General features: G+C 40.7%; 13 protein-coding genes. 11 read left to right on the top strand and 2 right to left on the bottom strand.

Features of this window, described 5'->3' with window-relative positions:
* Positions 1-23: 23 nt before the first annotated feature.
* Positions 24-164 (top strand): hypothetical protein, encoded by a 141-nt coding sequence (locus RMY16_RS07985; protein WP_322735927.1) that lies wholly within the window; start codon positions 24-26, stop codon positions 162-164.
* A gap of 86 nt (positions 165-250) precedes the next feature.
* Here the strand turns inward: RMY16_RS07985 and RMY16_RS07980 are convergent, their stop codons facing one another.
* Positions 251-1,822: a pentapeptide repeat-containing protein gene (locus RMY16_RS07980; RefSeq protein WP_322736012.1), complete on the bottom strand. Its 1,572-nt coding sequence runs from the start codon at positions 1,820-1,822 to the stop codon at positions 251-253.
* Between the two features lie 70 nt (positions 1,823-1,892).
* Here RMY16_RS07980 and RMY16_RS07975 point away from each other — a divergent pair, with 70 nt between their 5' ends.
* Positions 1,893-2,732, top strand: a complete 840-nt coding sequence (locus RMY16_RS07975) for a prephenate/arogenate dehydrogenase (protein ID WP_322736011.1) — start codon at positions 1,893-1,895, stop codon at positions 2,730-2,732.
* 540 nt (positions 2,733-3,272) lie between these two features.
* The gene (locus tag RMY16_RS07970) at positions 3,273-3,575 is read left to right on the top strand and encodes a hypothetical protein (protein ID WP_322735926.1); all 303 of its coding nucleotides are present in this window, start codon (positions 3,273-3,275) and stop codon (positions 3,573-3,575) included.
* Positions 3,576-3,889: 314 nt separating this feature from the next.
* Here RMY16_RS07970 and RMY16_RS07965 read toward each other — a convergent pair whose 3' ends face one another.
* Complete coding sequence (locus RMY16_RS07965; RefSeq protein ID WP_322735925.1) at positions 3,890-4,870, bottom strand: helix-turn-helix domain-containing protein; 981 nt, start codon at positions 4,868-4,870, stop codon at positions 3,890-3,892.
* A gap of 591 nt (positions 4,871-5,461) precedes the next feature.
* On the opposite strand from RMY16_RS07965, the gene RMY16_RS07960 reads away from it, so the two are divergent.
* From RMY16_RS07960 to RMY16_RS07925, 8 genes are all read left to right on the top strand, one after another.
* Positions 5,462-6,223: a DUF6748 domain-containing protein gene (locus RMY16_RS07960; RefSeq protein WP_322735924.1), complete on the top strand. Its 762-nt coding sequence runs from the start codon at positions 5,462-5,464 to the stop codon at positions 6,221-6,223.
* Positions 6,224-6,519: 296 nt separating this feature from the next.
* Entirely contained in the window at positions 6,520-6,891 is a 372-nt protein-coding gene (locus RMY16_RS07955; protein ID WP_322735923.1) for a hypothetical protein, read from the top strand.
* 249 nt (positions 6,892-7,140) lie between these two features.
* On the top strand, positions 7,141-7,572 hold the full coding sequence (locus RMY16_RS07950; RefSeq protein ID WP_322665664.1) for a GFA family protein: 432 nt from the start codon (positions 7,141-7,143) through the stop codon (positions 7,570-7,572).
* 735 nt (positions 7,573-8,307) lie between these two features.
* Positions 8,308-8,943, top strand: a complete 636-nt coding sequence (locus RMY16_RS07945) for a TetR/AcrR family transcriptional regulator (RefSeq protein WP_322665662.1) — start codon at positions 8,308-8,310, stop codon at positions 8,941-8,943.
* Entirely contained in the window at positions 8,937-9,371 is a 435-nt protein-coding gene (locus RMY16_RS07940) for a thioesterase family protein (RefSeq protein WP_322665660.1), read from the top strand. Before RMY16_RS07945 ends, RMY16_RS07940 begins: the two co-directional genes overlap by 7 nt.
* A 1,106-nt stretch (positions 9,372-10,477) precedes the next feature.
* A complete protein-coding gene (locus tag RMY16_RS07935; protein ID WP_322735922.1) occupies positions 10,478-11,308 on the top strand; it encodes a phytoene/squalene synthase family protein in 831 nt (276 codons plus the stop codon).
* Between the two features lie 589 nt (positions 11,309-11,897).
* Positions 11,898-13,493, top strand: a complete 1,596-nt coding sequence (locus RMY16_RS07930) for a serine/threonine-protein kinase (RefSeq protein WP_322735921.1) — start codon at positions 11,898-11,900, stop codon at positions 13,491-13,493.
* Between the two features lie 693 nt (positions 13,494-14,186).
* Positions 14,187-14,945: an FHA domain-containing protein gene (locus RMY16_RS07925; RefSeq protein WP_322735920.1), complete on the top strand. Its 759-nt coding sequence runs from the start codon at positions 14,187-14,189 to the stop codon at positions 14,943-14,945.
* Positions 14,946-16,835: the final 1,890 nt, after the last annotated feature.

Below are 16,835 nucleotides of genomic sequence, written 5' to 3'. Positions count from 1 at the left end.
ATTAGTCATTAGTTCAATGCCCAATGCCCAATACAACTCTTGGAGAGGCTGCACTTCTCTACGAGACGCTGCGCGTAGCTTGCTTCCCCGGAGGGGTACGGCTACGCTCTGTTACCACGCCAACGGCTTCTCTACGAGACGCTGTTCGCGTTCGCGGTAGTTGAATCTCGACTTACTTCGACTACGCTCAGTACAAGTCGCTCGATTAGCGCGCAGTCGAAAATCAGTACAAGTGCCCAATGCCTCATAACTAATGACTAATATAATGAAATCCTTTGACAAAATCTATAATTATATCTAATGAAGGTAATATATTTTTTGTTGAATCACTGGATATATCATAAGCTGAAGCATTGAGAGCAGAGCGATTAATAAATCTTTTCCCAAAGTTGGGATGGTCATAAACAATCAAAGTGTGGGCGCTGGAATTCGTTAAAACCATTTGGGTTGGGGCTTTACAAAAATTTAATTTTGCGGCTACTTCAATATTTCTTTTCATCTGTTTAATTGTTGTAGCCTGATTTCTAGCTTGTTCTAAAAGAGTATTTAATTGTTTCACTATATGAGGTGATTTTAGCGATTTTAAGTCTTGGGTTGCAATAACTTCACTATTAATCATTTCCACAATGCTAGAAATATTCTTTTGGGTAGATGCAGCATCTAAAAAGGGAAGAATGACAATGTAAGCAGTGAGAAATAATGCTTCGTCGCTATCTACATGAAAGGTGAAAATAGTCCGGCGACGACCACTTTCGATACTTGGAGGTTGTTTTAGCCCCCGATATTCTTGAGCAATTTGGTAGTAAGCGCCAGCGATCGCAAAATTGGCTTCGTGTTCTAGGGCTGCATCAACAATAATCCGAATTGTTGGCGGTGTTTCGTTAAAAAAATCTCGTGACTCTTCAGAATGGAAGTTTTGGATAATGGAGCGATCGCCATTTGGGCTAAGATCGACCCATTCACAAACCATGCTTTCAGTCTTTAAACCAAACCTGGAAGTGCCATATAGCTTGGCTCCAGTTAAAGTTGCTCCTGTTAAGTCAGCACCGATCCATTCTGCTCTAATTAATTTTGCCTGAGTTAAATTGGCGTGGACTAAACTTGTATTTGTTAAGTTGGCATTGCTTAAATCTGCGCCGCTCAAATCTGCCCCGCTCAATTTTGCGCCGCTCAAATCTGCCCACCGGAGATTTGCACCACTCAAATCTGCCCATCGAAGATTTGCACCACTCAAATCTGCCCCGCTCAAGTTAGCATGGCTGAAATTGCCTTGTCTGAGTTCGGCATCTCGCAAATTTGCACCACTCAAGTCAGAACGACTAAGGTCACTAGCGTTTAAGTTAGCCATCTCCAAGTTGGCTCCAGTTAAGGAAGCACCTTTCAAGATAGTCTCACTTAAGTTAGCGTGACGGAGATTCGCTTGGCGGAGTGTCGCCTCTCGCAAATCAGCGCCGGTCAGGTCAGCCTCCAACAAGTCAGCGCGACTGAGGTCAGCGCGAACTAACTCGGCGCGGATTAATGACGCTCTTCTGAGTTGGGCGCGACCTAGATCCGCTCGAATCAAATTAGCGACATTAAGACTAGCGTTGTTGAGAATGGCGCTGCCTAGATTCGCGCCACTGAGTCTGGCTATATTCAGCTTGGCATTGCTCAAGTTAGCTTCACTCAGATTTGCACCACTCAGGTTGACTATACTCAAATTAGCATCGCTCAGATTTACGCCACTGAGTTTTGCTCCACTCAGATTGGCTTCTGGGAGGTCAACACCACTAAAGTTTAAGACTCCTGCTGCGTATTGTTCCAGTAATTCCTCTACAGTCATCGATGCTACCCCTTGGATGCCAACTTTAATAGTTGGTAAAGTCATAAAAAACAGAATGTCAAAATCAAAAATGAATATTGGGATTTTAGGATTGGGACTGATTGGCGGATCTTTGGGCTTTGATTTGCGATCGCAAGGACATCATATCTTAGGAGTCAGTCGCCGTGAAGCTACCTGTCAAAAGGCAGTTACCCTCGGCAGTGTAGATAAAGCATCAGTCGATCTAAGCCTGTTAGCAGCCGCAGAAGTTGTATTTATTTGTACACCTCTAGGCCTTATTGTGCCCCAATTTGAACAGTTAATCGCTCATTTGCCTACCGCTACAATCGTCACTGATGTCGGTTCGGCAAAAGCACAGATAGTTAAAGATATTTCTCCCCTTTGGGATAATTTTATTGGTGGTCATCCAATGGCGGGTAGAACAGACAGTGGGATAGAAGCTGCACAGCGAGATTTATTTGTTGATAAACCTTATGTATTAACACCGATCGCTACGACACCAGCTAATGCAATTACAGTTGTAGAAGAAATTGTGCGATCGCTCAAAGCTAATATCTACTATTGTCAACCTGAGCAACATGACCGCGCTGTGAGTTGGATTTCCCATTTACCGGTGATGGTCAGTTCCTCGTTGATTGCAGCTTGTTTGAGCGAAACTGACCCCGATGTTTTGCAATTAGCCCAAAAGTTAGCTAGTTCAGGTTTTCGGGATACCAGTCGTGTGGGTGGCGGGAATCCAGAGTTGGGCGTGATGATGGCACGGTATAATCGTCAAGCATTGCTGCGATCGCTCCAACAATATCGTCAAAACCTTGATGAGTTGACTAACTTAATTGAACAAGAAAATTGGGCAGTTTTAGAGGAAAAGTTCAAATCAAGGCAACAGGCACGACCTGATTTTGTTCAATAGTTATCGGGTGTGTTCAGCTATAGATAACGCACCCATTTTTTAATTTAGTGAGTTAATTGATAAACAGAATTCAGAAATCAGAATTCAGGAGTCAGAATCAAGATGCTCGTTCGCCCTTGGCGTCTCCCCCTGAGAGAAGACTCGCTCTAAGCGTTCGCGGTATCGTCTCGTAGAGAAGCTATGCCGTTGGCGCAGCCTCTCGTAGAGAAGGCTTTACGCTTCGCTATCATTCGGGGATTCAGACCTGCGACTGAATTGTTGCACCACCAAATCTACGATTTGATGGGGTCTTAAACCCGGTTATTCATCCGCCAGCGATGCACTGAGTTTAGACTGCGCGGTAATTGAGCGACTTGTACTGAGCGTAGTCGAAGTAAGTCGAGATTCAACTACCGCCGGTCGTTGTGTCATACAAAATTTATTCTAAATTCTGACTCCTGACTCTTGAATTCTGTTCGATAAAATCTTTAAAAATGCGACTCGACAGTCTGATAGTCACCAAACCGATGTACCATACAGATAAATTTACAAAAATCAACAATGGTAGAACGTCCAATCAAAAAATCGGAACGTCAGTCTCAAGGAAGCACTGACAGCAATTCCGAAAATTCGGATTCTGTAACCCCTATTGAATCCAACCCTAGAAGCTCAAAACCAAGCCGTGATCGGTCGTCTGACAAAGGGAAAAAAGGATCGTCATATAAGGATGAGGGCAGGCAACCAGTGAATCCTGCACTAGCGCGTGGCCCAAAACCGGTTAAACCTCCAGCCCCCAAAGTTAAAACAGAAGAACTTGAAACAGAATCAGAATCAGAATCTATCTCTGAGGAGTCTCAAGAGTAATATTACTGCCGCGTGTGATGTGGGAGGCTTTAACTCGTCGTTACAAGTATATGAAGACAGGATTTCTGCCTCCAAAGCGCAGTAATTATGCCCCACATCACCATGAGTTTATTCTTATATTGAGTGACCTCCAAAACATAAAATCAACAGTAAATAATAATTATTACTATGGGGCAGCCAGTGGCTGCCCCTTCCTTCCCCAATTTTCCAAGATGTTGAGCAAGGCACAAGAGGATTTAGGCTCAAATCGCAATGTTGAGTACTTGGCTTTAGATTTTATCAATTAAGATGTAATTGGATTGTGGTGCAGTTCGTTAATATAATCCTTCTGGTGGGGAAATATCAGATCCGACAACCACACCAGTATTAGTAGATTTAATCCCTGGTTTAACAGTAGGGGATTGTTCTCTTAACGATTGTAAAACAGAAGAAGAGTTATCTTGCCCAGTTGATATATTGGTATTTGCCTGTTGCTGGGACATCAAAGCTAATCCTCCCATTGCACCACCAAGAAGAACTGTATAACCTAGATATAAATGCGTTGGACGAATTTCCAATCCCATTCCTTTTTTAGATTGGTACGAAAAGGGCTGATTTACTGGTATAGCTGCTTGTTTTGGCAAAGAAGCAGCCAAAGCAACACCATTAAGTCCTAAAGCATCTCCATAACGTCGTATATATCCACGTAAAAAAATATCATCTGGTAATTCTTTCGAGTTGCCGTTTTCTAATGCCTCTATCAGCTCGGTTCGGATATGAGTGGAAAGCTGGATGTGATCCAAAGAAAGCCCTTTGGACTGACGGGTTTTTTGGAGTTGTTGCCCGATTTGACGTAAGCACAATATGCGTTGTTGGGCTGTTTGTTCAGCTTGTTCAGCTTCAGAAATTCTCTGATGATTCAGAAATTGTAGTGGTTTTTTCCACAACGAATTTTCTGCTGCATTTTTAGAGGATTGCTCTGTTTCCGTGCAATGTTCCTGTTGTATCTCTAATGAAGTATTGACTGTTTCTGTGGCTTGCTTCGTATCTGTAGCTGTTTCAACCTTTTGATCTTGTTTAGCAAATTGTCGAAATGCTAAACCAATCGCTTCTCTACCTACGGCTTTTAATAAATCTTGAGCCTGATCTGTTTCTGAACCTATTAACTTCTGCACAATCGCTAAAGCACGCCGATAAACTCGGCTACGATGCAGTTGTAGTTCTATTTCTCCTAGAAGCGATCGCAACTCATCTTGAGAAATTTCAATATTCGGATTGTCCAGAATTTGCAAATAGTATACAGGAGTAGTAACCATTGTGAAAGCCCTTTATATTAACTCAATTAAAGAAAGTTACAATCATATCTTCACTATTTTTCCTAACTTCACTTTTGTTATCCGGATGTTAATTGTATAATTTAAACTTTTTAATTTATCATCAACACTGGAACAAGGCAGTAATAAACGCAGTCATAATTCATAAAAATGATACTGGCATCTCTGTGAAACGTTTTGCAGCAGACTAATTGACTTGAGTAATATTCCCTAACTAAAGATGCCATCTACGCTGCTCTGGAGTTGAGCCAGGAACATGATTGACTCGTCGCAGCACATAACTTCCGTGAAATCGCTGTGGAGTTCCATCTGTTATTTGGCTTAATTGATAGTCACAAAGTATAAATACACCAGTCCTTAACACTACCTCACAATTAATAAGAGCAAATGATGATTTGGTGTCAGGCACTAATAATATAGTTAACAACAGTTTTAGTATCAATCACTGATACACTAAAAAAGTACCATGACAGGATGATAAGTAGTTATTCCACGTTTTTTACCTACATAGGGTTGCAGTCGAGTGAGGTAAAACACGATGTCTGAAAACCTTAAACAAAATTTAAAGATCCCATGAGCAAAAAATCAATTTACTACAAATACCGACTCATTCTCCTATTAGGTGCAATTCTAGCTAGCTTCGGATTTTACCCGAAGACACATGCTCTGGACATTTATACTCCAGACGCTAATGATTCTGTTGCAACCAGTGTCAAAAATCAAGACTTTCCCCAGTGGGGATATTACACGGTGCGGAGGGATTTTCGCAGATGTGCTTCTCCAAGATGCGGGGGATTTTTCATCAAGCAGAACAACCTAAAAGCTACTGCCTGTATTGATGGTGTCTTTCGCAATGAATGCTATGTGTCTTCAATTGATTGGAGTTCCCTGAAATTACCACTTGGCAAACTGGCAAAAATTCAAAATCAGGATGTTAGCCGTCTGATTCTCAGAGGTAGTATAGTTCCAGTGGAATTTGGTGAAATTGGCAAGTTTGGGCAATTGAGAGTTAAAGAAGCTTTCATAGCTGCTACAGATACTCCAGCAAAAGGTACTTTTGTTGCGCTTAAAAACAATGGCATTGTCTGTTTCACCACCCCTTGCTTCTCCACAGAGAAGTTTATTTTGAATAAGCCTCAGAGTTCTCAAGTTTCGTCAATAGATTTGAGCCAAACGCGTGCAACACCAGAACAAATTGAAGCTGCAAACAACGAAATTTTCGCTCTAGGTTTGATTACTGTGGGTACAACTAAGGTAGTAGACGACTTAAACCCAACCAAGAGAGATGTTAAGTTTGTGGCTACGCAATTTTATCTGAGAGTGGAACCGAACTAATATTAGTCTCACGCTGGGGTGGCTGTTGCTAGATGTTTTTTCAGCTTCCCTGTAACCAACACCAATTAGACAGCCAGGGTCTGCAAAAACGATTTTATAAAGAATTTTTAAGAAATTAACATTTTTCAGAAAAGGAAAGACCTAATGCTGAAGTAATCCCCAAAAGTTCAGAATCATAGATTTTGTAGTTTACACAACCCTAGTGTCTGAAAACCTTACATGGCTCGCGTCTGTGATGTAATTCATCCATGTCGAAACCTAATTATTAGTTTTTCAATTTTTTGGAGGAGAGAAAAATGAAGAAGTTCAGCTGTTTGATGATGGTCGGGGCAATATTGTCGATTAGTGCGCCGGCTGTGGCTGAAAGTCGTGCGGTTAACATCAGTATTGGCAGTATTGGTGGTTCCTTAGATAATGCCGCTTTGCAAACAATTCGCCAGGTTATTGGGTCTGCTGTCGGCAATAGCACTGTCGATAAATTCATTGTATATAGCCCCAAGGCGGGATCTCCTATTCCCATCGAAGGAGGTTTATCTGCTTGTGCTGAAGCTGGCTTCGGGATAAGCAATACAACATTTAATGCTTTTATCCAGCAGTTGCGTTCAATTAATCCCAAATCAGGGACTTTCTACAATCTAGAACTTACCGCAAGCTGCAAACTGAAATAAGACGTTTGCACTCAAGCAGGGTAGGATGGGCTGAGGTACAAAGCCCATCCATCGAGTTACACTCCACGCGATCAACGCAAAACTCCATATATTTAAATTGGAGATGTAACATCAATGTTGATTTGAATCAGCGTCAAGAAGCGGCTAGATTAGTTGTATCAGCCTCTACACTCAATAGTGCAGACACTTCCAGCATGAAACAAAAAAGAATGTAAAATTGAAGCGCATTTTTGGGAGCAGAGAAAAAATATGTCTAATGTGAACATTGCAAAAGGTAGCTGCCTGTGCGGAGTAGTAAACGTTTCTACAACCCCTATGAGTAATCAGGTAGGAGCATGTCATTGTAGTATGTGTCGCAACTGGGGTGGAGGACCTTTGTTAGTAGTTGAGTGTGAAAGTGATGTTAGCTTCTCTGGTGAAGAAAATATCGGATTTTATCAATCTTCAGAATGGGCAGAGCGTGGCTTCTGTAAGAAGTGTGGTAGCCATCTATTTTATAAATTGAAACAAACTAACCAGTATTTCATACCCGTTGGACTATTCGATAGCTGTGAAGGTCTTGTTTTCGATCATCAGATGTTCATTGATGAAAAGCCCAAATATTACTGTTTTGCGAATGAAACCAAGAACCTGACAGGGGCAGAGGTATTTGCACAGTTTGCACCGCAATCACAGCAGTAAAGATTGGAGTTACTTTTTAGCATATCTGTGATAGTCTGAGCAATTCTTGTCAGAAAAGCCTTGGTAAATGCCTTAACCTTCACTAATCAACTGTAACAAGACTTCCGTTGATAAGCTGTTATGCAAATAAGATTGCACATCAACTGGTGAGGTTGTCCTAAGTCAATTGTCCAAAGTCCAATTGGTAAACACAAATAACTAATACTTCGGCTTCTCTTCGAGACGCTGCTCGCGTTCGTGGTAGTTGAATCTCGACTTACTTCGACTACGCTCAGTGCAAGTCGCTCGATTACCGCGCAGTCGAAATTCATACAAGTGACTAATGACTAATGACGGTCTACATGGAAAATAGTGCAATATGTAGGCGTGTTAGCTTATCTTGCCACTGAGAATATTGCTGCTGAAATTTCTATTGATGCAAAATTTATCATTACTACAGTCGAGGTAGCATCAAAACTAATAGTGTTGATGACCAGGTGAAATCTGCATTGTCTGGACGTTGTGCCAACTTACTTAACTATATATATTGTCTTCACTGCAAATGCCATCGTGCAAATCTATGTATGGCTTTACTTTATCGAATAAATCTTTGTTCAGAACTCGGCTTTGAAAAATACTTGACCTACAAGCATATATCATGATAGTTATAAAGAAACTGTTCGGTCGGTAATTTTTAATTTACAGTAATTTTTAGTTCAATAAACTCACAACTCCCTACTCTAATAAATGGCTGTAATGTCCAAAGGCGAAGAAACAAAAAGTAGAATTCTCTACCAAGCAGCCGAACTGTTTAACCAACAGGGATATGCAGGCTCATCAATGTCAGACATCATGCGTGTTACGAGATTGCAGAAAGGAGGAATTTACAATCACTTCCAAAGCAAAGATGATCTCGCGTTACAGGCTTTTGATTTTGCGATCGCTCACATTAAGCAGCATACTAGATTTGCATTACGAAGCAAACACCAGGCAGTAGAACGTCTGCAAGCAATCATTGGAGTATTTAGTAGCTTCGCAGAAAATCCACCGATTAAAGGAGGGTGTCCACTGCTGAATACTGCTGTGGAAAGTGATGATGCTCATCCGGCGTTGCGAGAACGTGCTCAACAAGCGATGGACTCTTGGCTGCATCTAATTTGTCGAATTATTGAAACAGGAATTGAAAAGGGTGAAATTCGCCCGGAAGTGAGTGCTGATGAAATCGCTACCATCATAATCGCAATGCTGGAAGGAGGCATAATGATGAGCAAGCTTTATGGAGATTCAGTTCATATCCATAGGGTAATTAATCACCTGAATCAATACTTGGAAACTTCTCTTTCATTGAACAGACCGAGCAGTATTAAAAAATATCAAGAGAAACAATGCTAGTAAATAACAACTTACACAGACCATTCGAAGTAGTGTTAGCAATTCCTGTTAAAACATACGACATTGATTTTATGGGAATTGTAAGTAATATTGTTTATATCAGATGGCTAGAGGATTTACGTCTAAAGTTTTTAGATGAACATTGGCAACTCAATCAACAAATTGAGCAAGGATATACACCAATTCTAGCTGGAACTGAAATTGAATATAAACGTCCAATAAAGATTATTGACCGAGTGATTGGACGTTTATGGTTGAGTGGCTTAGGACGCTTAAAGTGGACTGTGCAAGCTGAAATTTTATCTAACAATGAGTTAGCAGCAGTGGCTAGCCAGAAGGGTGGTTTTGTCAGTTTGCAAAATAATCGTCTTATTCCCATTCCAGAGGAATTACAGAAAAAATATTTACAGTATCAACAAAAGATTTAGAGAATTTAATAATTAGGAATTCTTCGATATTTTTTTAATTTTTTACAGACTGTTCGGTTTGTTTGTGTGTAAACATAATCTGGACTATGATACCGATTATTCATGAGTACGCGAAATAAGCCCACTGCCTGCGGCACCTCTCCTTGGTAAGAACAGATGGGGAGGGGGTCAATCTAAAAACTTACTAATTTCTTGGTGGTTCCCCTTAATTCAGGTCTGTAAGCGGGCTAGCGCATACACACAAGTCGAAAAAAGCTCGATTTCCTATTGTCTTCTCATTCCCATCCAGAGTATTGGAAGGAGAAAAAGCTCATCAAGCTTGGATTTCTAGGACTTGTGTGTACCGTAGGCAGGTGGCGAGTGGAGACGAAGTGTAGCTTAAACTCTTCGCGGTTATTTGGGTTTAATAAGCAATCAAGCGGACATGATATAAGAAGTCAAATATTCACAATTATTCTGTTGAGTGGGTAAACAGCCAACTTTTTTATTGTCAATCTCGTAAATATACGGGAACTTATTGTTCTAAGTTTTGGTCACTTTATGTCACTTTGAACAGCAAGGCGGTTCTGACTCCAATCGATTAGGTATAGTCCAACTCAGGCATTGCAGCCTTATATGTCGTCCAATTTAACTGACCCTAACTCTTCGGTAAACCACTGTACCCATCAAAAGGTATATACAAATGCTGTTATCCGTTGTCAGCTTTTCCTGAATTGTCTTTATATATACAATAATTACACTTTGTTAGTCAGATTAACGCAGACTTTAAGCAATTTTAAATCCTTAAAATGGATGTTTGCTTATGGAGAAATTTCGTCATATCTAACCAAATATTACCATAATTCTTTATATCTATACTAAAAGTTTATGAAAGCTATATCAAACGACACTTCAAACACTTTTGCACCCAAAAACCTCTATACTAGACTAGACTTTGATTAATTTGAGAGTTTTGTTAATTGCAATACCAAAAACTATCAATTTTTAGATGAAATACTAGCGTATCTTATAGTCTATAGTTTTTAAGGTTTAGTCAAAACTATATCCAGTATCATCAAAAAACTGCAAACTTCATGTGGTGCAAAAATCAAGTGGGGAGTGAAAACATGAATTTACGTAGAGATGCATTGCAAATCCTCAAAGAAACTAGCCGAACTTTTTATATCCCAATTAGTCTTTTACCGCCAGGATTGCAAGAAGCAGTAGCATCAGCATATTTGTGTATGCGTGCCATTGATGAAATTGAAGATCATCCCGAACTAGATAACGCTACTAAAGCAAAGCTGTTAAGAACTATTAGCCTGACCTTACAAGCAGGAGTTGATGGCTTTGCGGTAGATGCTTTTTTTGCAGGATTTAGTGGGTATGAGGATTCATTAGAAGAAGTCACTTTGAGGGTTAGAGAATGGTCACTGCTAGCACCAGACACCATTGCACCTCGAATTTGGGATGCCACTGCTGCAATGGCTGACCGGATGGCTTATTGGTCAGAAAAAAACTGGAAAATTTATACAGAATCTGATTTAGATCGTTATACCTTTGGGGTTGCAGGTGCAGTGGGACTGTTACTTTCCGATTTGTGGACTTGGTATGATGGAACACAAACAAACCGTACCCAGGCAATTGGTTTTGGTCGGGGTTTACAAGCAGTCAATATCCTGCGTAACCACACTGAAGATTTGAAGCGTGGAGTAGAATTCTTCCCAGAAGGTTGGAGCGCAGAAAATATGCAAGAGTATGCCCGGCGCAATCTAGGTTTGGCCGAAGCTTATATCAAAGACCTTCCTACCGGGCCTGCCTTAGATTTTTGTCAAATCCCCTTCACCTTAGCAAACGGCACTCTTGACGCCCTTGCTAATGGTAAAGAGAAACTCAGCCGCAGTGATGTTTTTGCACTTATCGAACAGTTGATTAGTGTGAACATGAAAGCTAGCTAATAATCTTTTAACGACTAATGGAGATGATTCTAAATTGCCTCCAAATGTGGGCATCCAAAATCCTACAGCGACTTTCTGTAGGGTAGCCAGTACGGTCTTCTCCCTTCTCTACGAGACGCTCCGCGTTCGCGTAGCGTTCCGGAGGAAAGGCGTTAGCCTCTCCCTTTGGGAGAAGGGGAGACGCTAAAAGCGATAGCGCAGCCTTAGCGAGTCCGCGAGCGTCTGGGGTTTCCCCAAATTATAGTAACTGGCGTTGGGCACTGCCCTCCAATTAATACCAATTCTCCCATGCAAAAACCAGATTAAAGCTGATTTTCTGAATGGGATAATAGCACGATGAACGCCACAAGCCTTGAGAGAGCGTTATAAGGAATTACGAATTGCTAGAAAATAGCATAAACAGTATTTGCCAATGTAAGTATAATAAATAATCTTGTTTAGCGATCGCTTTAGGTAATATCAGTTAAACTTTAGGAACTCTTCAAAGGATTTCCAGCAAAAATTACCTGGCAAGAGTTGATTAATGTCTAAATAATTGAAAGGGAGTATAACACTCCCCGTGATTATTCGTGCAGCGAGTTGAGAGTGCATGAGCTACTGCTTAAATCCTACCTGTTCCAATCCAGAAAATTTGGTATATAGCCAAAGGTGTCAGTCTTGTGGCTCGCAACTACTGTTGCGCGATCGCTATCAGGTGATCAAACCATTAGGTCAGGGTGGCTTTGGAGCGACCTTCCTAGCCAACGATCAAGGCTTACCAGGAGAACCGAGTTGCGTAATCAAACAATTACGCCCATCAGGAAGCGCCCCACACGTTTTACAGATGGCCAGAGAACTCTTTGAGCGAGAAGCCAAAACTCTAGGTAAGATTGGCAATCATCCCCAAGTACCAAGATTGTTAGACTATTTTGAAGATCACGAGCAATTCTACTTAGTTCAAGAATATATCAGTGGTGACACCTTGCAAGAGGAGGTCAAACTTAACGGCATCTTGAGCGAAACCGGAGTCAAGCAATTTTTGAGCGAGATTTTGCCACTGTTGCAATACATCCACGATCAAAAGGTGATTCACCGTGATATTAAGCCAGCCAACTTAATCCGCCGCACTCAAGATGCCAGAATGGTACTGATCGACTTTGGTGCAGTCAAAAACCAAATCAGCCAAGGTGCGACAGGCCCATCAGGACAGACAGCATTAACTGCCTATGCAATTGGTACTCCTGGTTTTGCACCTCCAGAGCAAATGGCTATGCGTCCAGTCTACGCCAGTGATATTTATGCACTAGGTGTGACATGCATTTATTTACTGACTAGCAAAACTCCTAAAGATTTAGATTACAATCCCAACACTGGCGAGATGATGTGGGAGCAGCTTGTGCAAGTGAGCGATCACTTAGGCAATGTGTTACGAAAAATGTTAGAGGTGTCTGTACGTAATCGCTATCAGTCAGCGGCAGAAGTTCTCAGAGCATTGGAAATAGAACCATACTTAGATAGTTTAGCAAAAGGTTTGCTGATTAAATCTGATAGTGGATCTAAAGAGCGAACACATAACCACCTAGAAAATTCTGCTGTTTTATGTAACAACCCTGCTGTTACCAACACTGGAGTGGCACAGGTAGCGGCAGCGATTCGTGCTAGACGAGCCAAGGCAGCGGAAGCCGCGGGATCAAACCAGGGTTCTGGGATGGCCAAATCAACGGCTTTCAGTAGCAACAGCAATGGTTCACAAGGTCAAAATTCTAAAGTTGAACGGAAGTTAGACACCCAAGGTTTATTAACAGCTTATCTAAAGGGAAGACGAGATTTTGCCTTACACAATTTAAATTTGCTAAATCTGCAAGGTGCTGATTTATCTCAAACAAATTTCCATTCTGCTCAATTGCAAAAAACCAATCTTCAGGGAGCTAATCTTCACAATAGTGACTTTGGCAGAGCCAGTCTTACTCGAGCAAATCTTAAGGATGCTAATTTGAGCAAAGCATACTTTAACCATGCTGATTTAGAAGGAGCAGACCTGCGAGGCGCAGACCTTAGCAATGCTTATCTCAGCAATGCTAACCTCCGAGGAGCTAATTTGTGTGGTGCTAATCTCACCAGTGCCAAAATTTCTGATGAGCAGCTAGCATTAGCAAAAACAAATTGGATGACCGTGCGCCCGAATGGGAAACGAGGCTTGTTGTGATTTGAAAGTTTGAATTACCGCAATCTATAGATGGATGGAGTTTCCTAATTCATCGGGAATAGCCTCTCTTGTCGCCATAGTTATATCCGAATATTTTCCTATATTAGATTCTAGATTACCCTGACGGATGAACCTTTTTTATTGAAATCAATTATTTTCGATTAGCAGAATAGCCCCAACCTCCCTGCTTTTCAGTTTTCCATTTTTATTAACAATTTTAAAATACTTATTTTATCAGAATCACAAGGCTGAAATTTTCTTATGTCTGGGAAAATTAGCCCAGATTCTTCTCGATAAAAACTTAGATTTATTCAGAATTGACCAAATATGTATAATATTTAGGTTGAGCCATAGCTATTACTCTTATAAATATTAAGAAATATCCAAATATCTAGCAAAAATACGTAGATATTTGTGAATTCTTCATGAAATCTTTATAGTTTTTATCTGTTACAAATAACAAATGATTATTTACAATAAACAATAAAGCATCATAATAATTTTCTAAAGGTATTTACATGCTTTTTCTGGCTATAAATAACAGAGAATCTCACACCTAAAATTTGTAAAATAACACGATCCTAAACCACTAAATTTTCAGATGGCAGCAAAAAGCAAAAAATTAATTATCCCTGATTGTCGGCTGGAGATGTATATTACAACGGAAATCAGGTAGTATAAGGTTTACGTATAATGACTGACTTTGCACAAACAGAAATAGAACGGCGATTAACTTTATATCAAGTATTCCTCAAGTTGTATGAACACCACAGCAGCCTTCTAGATGAAATTCTTCAGCTAGAAAACCTATCTCAACCATCGCTGAGGAGAGTCAAGACGACGGGTTACGTACATGGTGTAGTAAATAATGCTACTGTTTATTTGATGACTAACTTGGGCGACAATCAGACTCAGAGTTTACGACAGCCACAGCAGATATGGACGATAGGCCGTAGCCGTAACAGTGGTATTTACATTGGTGACAGTCATCTTTCTCGTCGCCACGCTGCTATCCAGCATATTGACGAGGAAGGCTTTTACTTAATTGATTTCAAAAGTACCAATGGCTCGTTTGTGAATGGTAATCGCACTGTTAGTCCGATCAAGCTCAAAGATGGCGATCGCATCCGTCTAGGAAATATGAAATTTGATTTTTTTATGACTTCTACCTACCGCGTTCTGCCAACTGTTGCAATAGATTTATTGATGCAGCTTGTGCATCGAAGGAATAATCATACAGTAGATATACTTACTTATTCCCAAAATAGACAAAAACCTCTAATTGAAAAACCAGATGCTAATTTAGAGGCTTTCAGAAATTTCGGAATAGTTGAGAAGCTTGAAAATTTTTATGACAACTTCAGTTCAGAACAGAAATCAGAAATTTTAGACCGCCTCTTTACCACACAATTACCGTCTAATCCCAACCAACTCAAAAATTGGAATTTCTAGCAGTTTTCAATTGCTTCAGGAGTGCTGTTAGCGGTAGCGTGATATTTGGTTTGCTGAGGCAGACAAATAGTGAAAGTTAAAAGAAAACTCGCCAAAATATATAAAAAAAATTAAGAATGGGATTAAATATCATAGCAATCATTTTGGAGTGGCGTCTCTAGCTCACAATAAAAAGAAAGCGATTCAGGGATTGAGTGAGTAAGTTATGCTCTATCCTGGAAACAGGAGGATACTCAAGGTCTACCAGGAGTAACAACAAGAGTAGTGATAGTGATTTACTCCGGTTATGTAGCTCACCGCTATGCGTCTACGGCAAAAAAACCCCCAGTGGGTGTTAACCTACTAGGGGAGTTAGTTATCAGGGTGCATCTACCAATTAAGTGTTCTCAGGTTGAAGACCATACTCCGGATAAATTTGGACAAAGGTCAGTTATTTTTTAAATAAAAAAACCCCCAGTGGGTGTTAGCCTACTAGGGGAGTGAGTTATCAGGGTGCATCTACCAATAATCTTTTCTAGGGGCAGCTAGTATCTTCCGGGAAAAATGAACTAAATCAGAGGCGATGGCGATGTCTATAACGGGCTGTAACGTTCGTGCCTCTATGGAGAAGCAAGCTACGCGTAGCATCTCTAAGAGGAAAAGACTCGCTAACATTTCTCTACGAGACACAAATGCGTCTCGCTATTGGTAAGGCAACTAGTAGAAAAAACTCCCAGCGGATGTTAACCTATCAGGGGAGTGAGTTATCAGGGTCAGTTATTTTTTAAATAAAAAAACCCCCAGTGGGTGTTAACCTACTAGGAGAGTGAGTTATCAGGGTGCATCTACCAATAATCTTTACTAGGGGCAGCTAGCATCCTCCGGGAGAAATGAACTAAATCAGAGGCGATGTCTACAATAATGGGCTGTAAAGCTCGTACCTCTATGGAAAAGGAGGAAAAGACTCGCTAATATTTCTCTACGAAACGCAAATGCGTCTCGCTATTGGTAACGCAAGTAGTAGAAAAAATTCCCAGTGGATGTTAACCTATCAGGGGAGTGAGTTATCAGGGTCAGTTATTTTTTTTAAATAAAAAAACCCCCAGTGGGTGTTAACCTACTAGGAGAGTGAGTTATCAGGGTGCATCTACCAATAATCTTTTCTAGGGGCAGCTAGCATCTTCCGGGAAAAATGAACTAAATTAGAGGCGATGTCTACGATGGGCTGTAAAGGTCGTACCTCTATGGAGAAGCAAGCTACATGTAGCATCTTTGAGAGGAAAAGACTCGCTAACACTTCTCTACGAAACGCATTTGCGATCGCTATCGGTGACGCAACTAGAAAAAACCCCCAGCGGGTGTTAACCAACCAGGGGAGTGAGTTATCAGGGTGCATCTACCAATAATCTTTTCTGAAATAAATGGGTCGCTACCGGATAAATTAGTAGAGGTTGAAGTTGTTACTGTTTGTCGATGGAAGAAAAACCTTAGAGGGTTAGTTATCAAGATAGACCTAGCAATTAAACGAACGGTGCGCTGCTTTACAAAATGGGTGTTTCAGGGTTAATCAATAGCACTCAATTTTCATAAAAAAACCCCCAGTGGGCGTTAGCCAACCAGGGGAGCTAGTTATCAGGGTGCATCTACCACTTAAATGTTCTAGGTTTAACCACCATGCTCCGGATAAATTTATGAGAAAATTGATTGCGATCGTGTGTCAAAAAAACAAAAGTGGATATTAACTCAATTAGGGGAGTTAAAGATCGGGGGACATCCATCTATTAATCAAGTATTCTAGGATTAAGCACTATTTTCTGGTAGAGAATATCTGCGTCAGAAGTTGCTGTTGTTTGCCAAAAATAAAAAAACCCCCAGTGGGTGTTAGCCTACTAGGGGAGTTGAAGATCAAGG

Origin of the sequence: Nostoc sp. DedQUE12b (genome assembly GCF_034530835.1) — a bacterium.
Classification (GTDB): Bacteria; Cyanobacteriota; Cyanobacteriia; order Cyanobacteriales; family Nostocaceae; genus Nostoc.
Note: the sequence above shows the minus strand (reverse complement) of the source record. Positions and strands in the feature narration are given on the sequence as shown.

Bases quoted from the DNA above. Each gene is read 5' to 3' on its own strand.
- RMY16_RS07940 (WP_322665660.1), top strand. From the start codon at position 8,937: ATGCTAGTAAATAACAACTTACACAGACCATTCGAAGTAGTGTTAGCA.
- RMY16_RS07925 (WP_322735920.1), top strand. From the start codon at position 14,187: ATGACTGACTTTGCACAAACAGAAATAGAACGGCGATTAACTTTATAT.
- RMY16_RS07985 (WP_322735927.1), top strand. From the start codon at position 24: ATGCCCAATACAACTCTTGGAGAGGCTGCACTTCTCTACGAGACGCTG.
- RMY16_RS07970 (WP_322735926.1), top strand. From the start codon at position 3,273: ATGGTAGAACGTCCAATCAAAAAATCGGAACGTCAGTCTCAAGGAAGC.
- RMY16_RS07960 (WP_322735924.1), top strand. From the start codon at position 5,462: ATGAGCAAAAAATCAATTTACTACAAATACCGACTCATTCTCCTATTA.
- RMY16_RS07945 (WP_322665662.1), top strand. From the start codon at position 8,308: ATGTCCAAAGGCGAAGAAACAAAAAGTAGAATTCTCTACCAAGCAGCC.
- RMY16_RS07975 (WP_322736011.1), top strand. From the start codon at position 1,893: ATGAATATTGGGATTTTAGGATTGGGACTGATTGGCGGATCTTTGGGC.
- RMY16_RS07965 (WP_322735925.1), bottom strand. From the start codon at position 4,870: ATGGTTACTACTCCTGTATACTATTTGCAAATTCTGGACAATCCGAAT.
- RMY16_RS07980 (WP_322736012.1), bottom strand. From the start codon at position 1,822: ATGACTGTAGAGGAATTACTGGAACAATACGCAGCAGGAGTCTTAAAC.
- RMY16_RS07930 (WP_322735921.1), top strand. From the start codon at position 11,898: ATGAGCTACTGCTTAAATCCTACCTGTTCCAATCCAGAAAATTTGGTA.
- RMY16_RS07955 (WP_322735923.1), top strand. From the start codon at position 6,520: ATGAAGAAGTTCAGCTGTTTGATGATGGTCGGGGCAATATTGTCGATT.
- RMY16_RS07950 (WP_322665664.1), top strand. From the start codon at position 7,141: ATGTCTAATGTGAACATTGCAAAAGGTAGCTGCCTGTGCGGAGTAGTA.
- RMY16_RS07935 (WP_322735922.1), top strand. From the start codon at position 10,478: ATGAATTTACGTAGAGATGCATTGCAAATCCTCAAAGAAACTAGCCGA.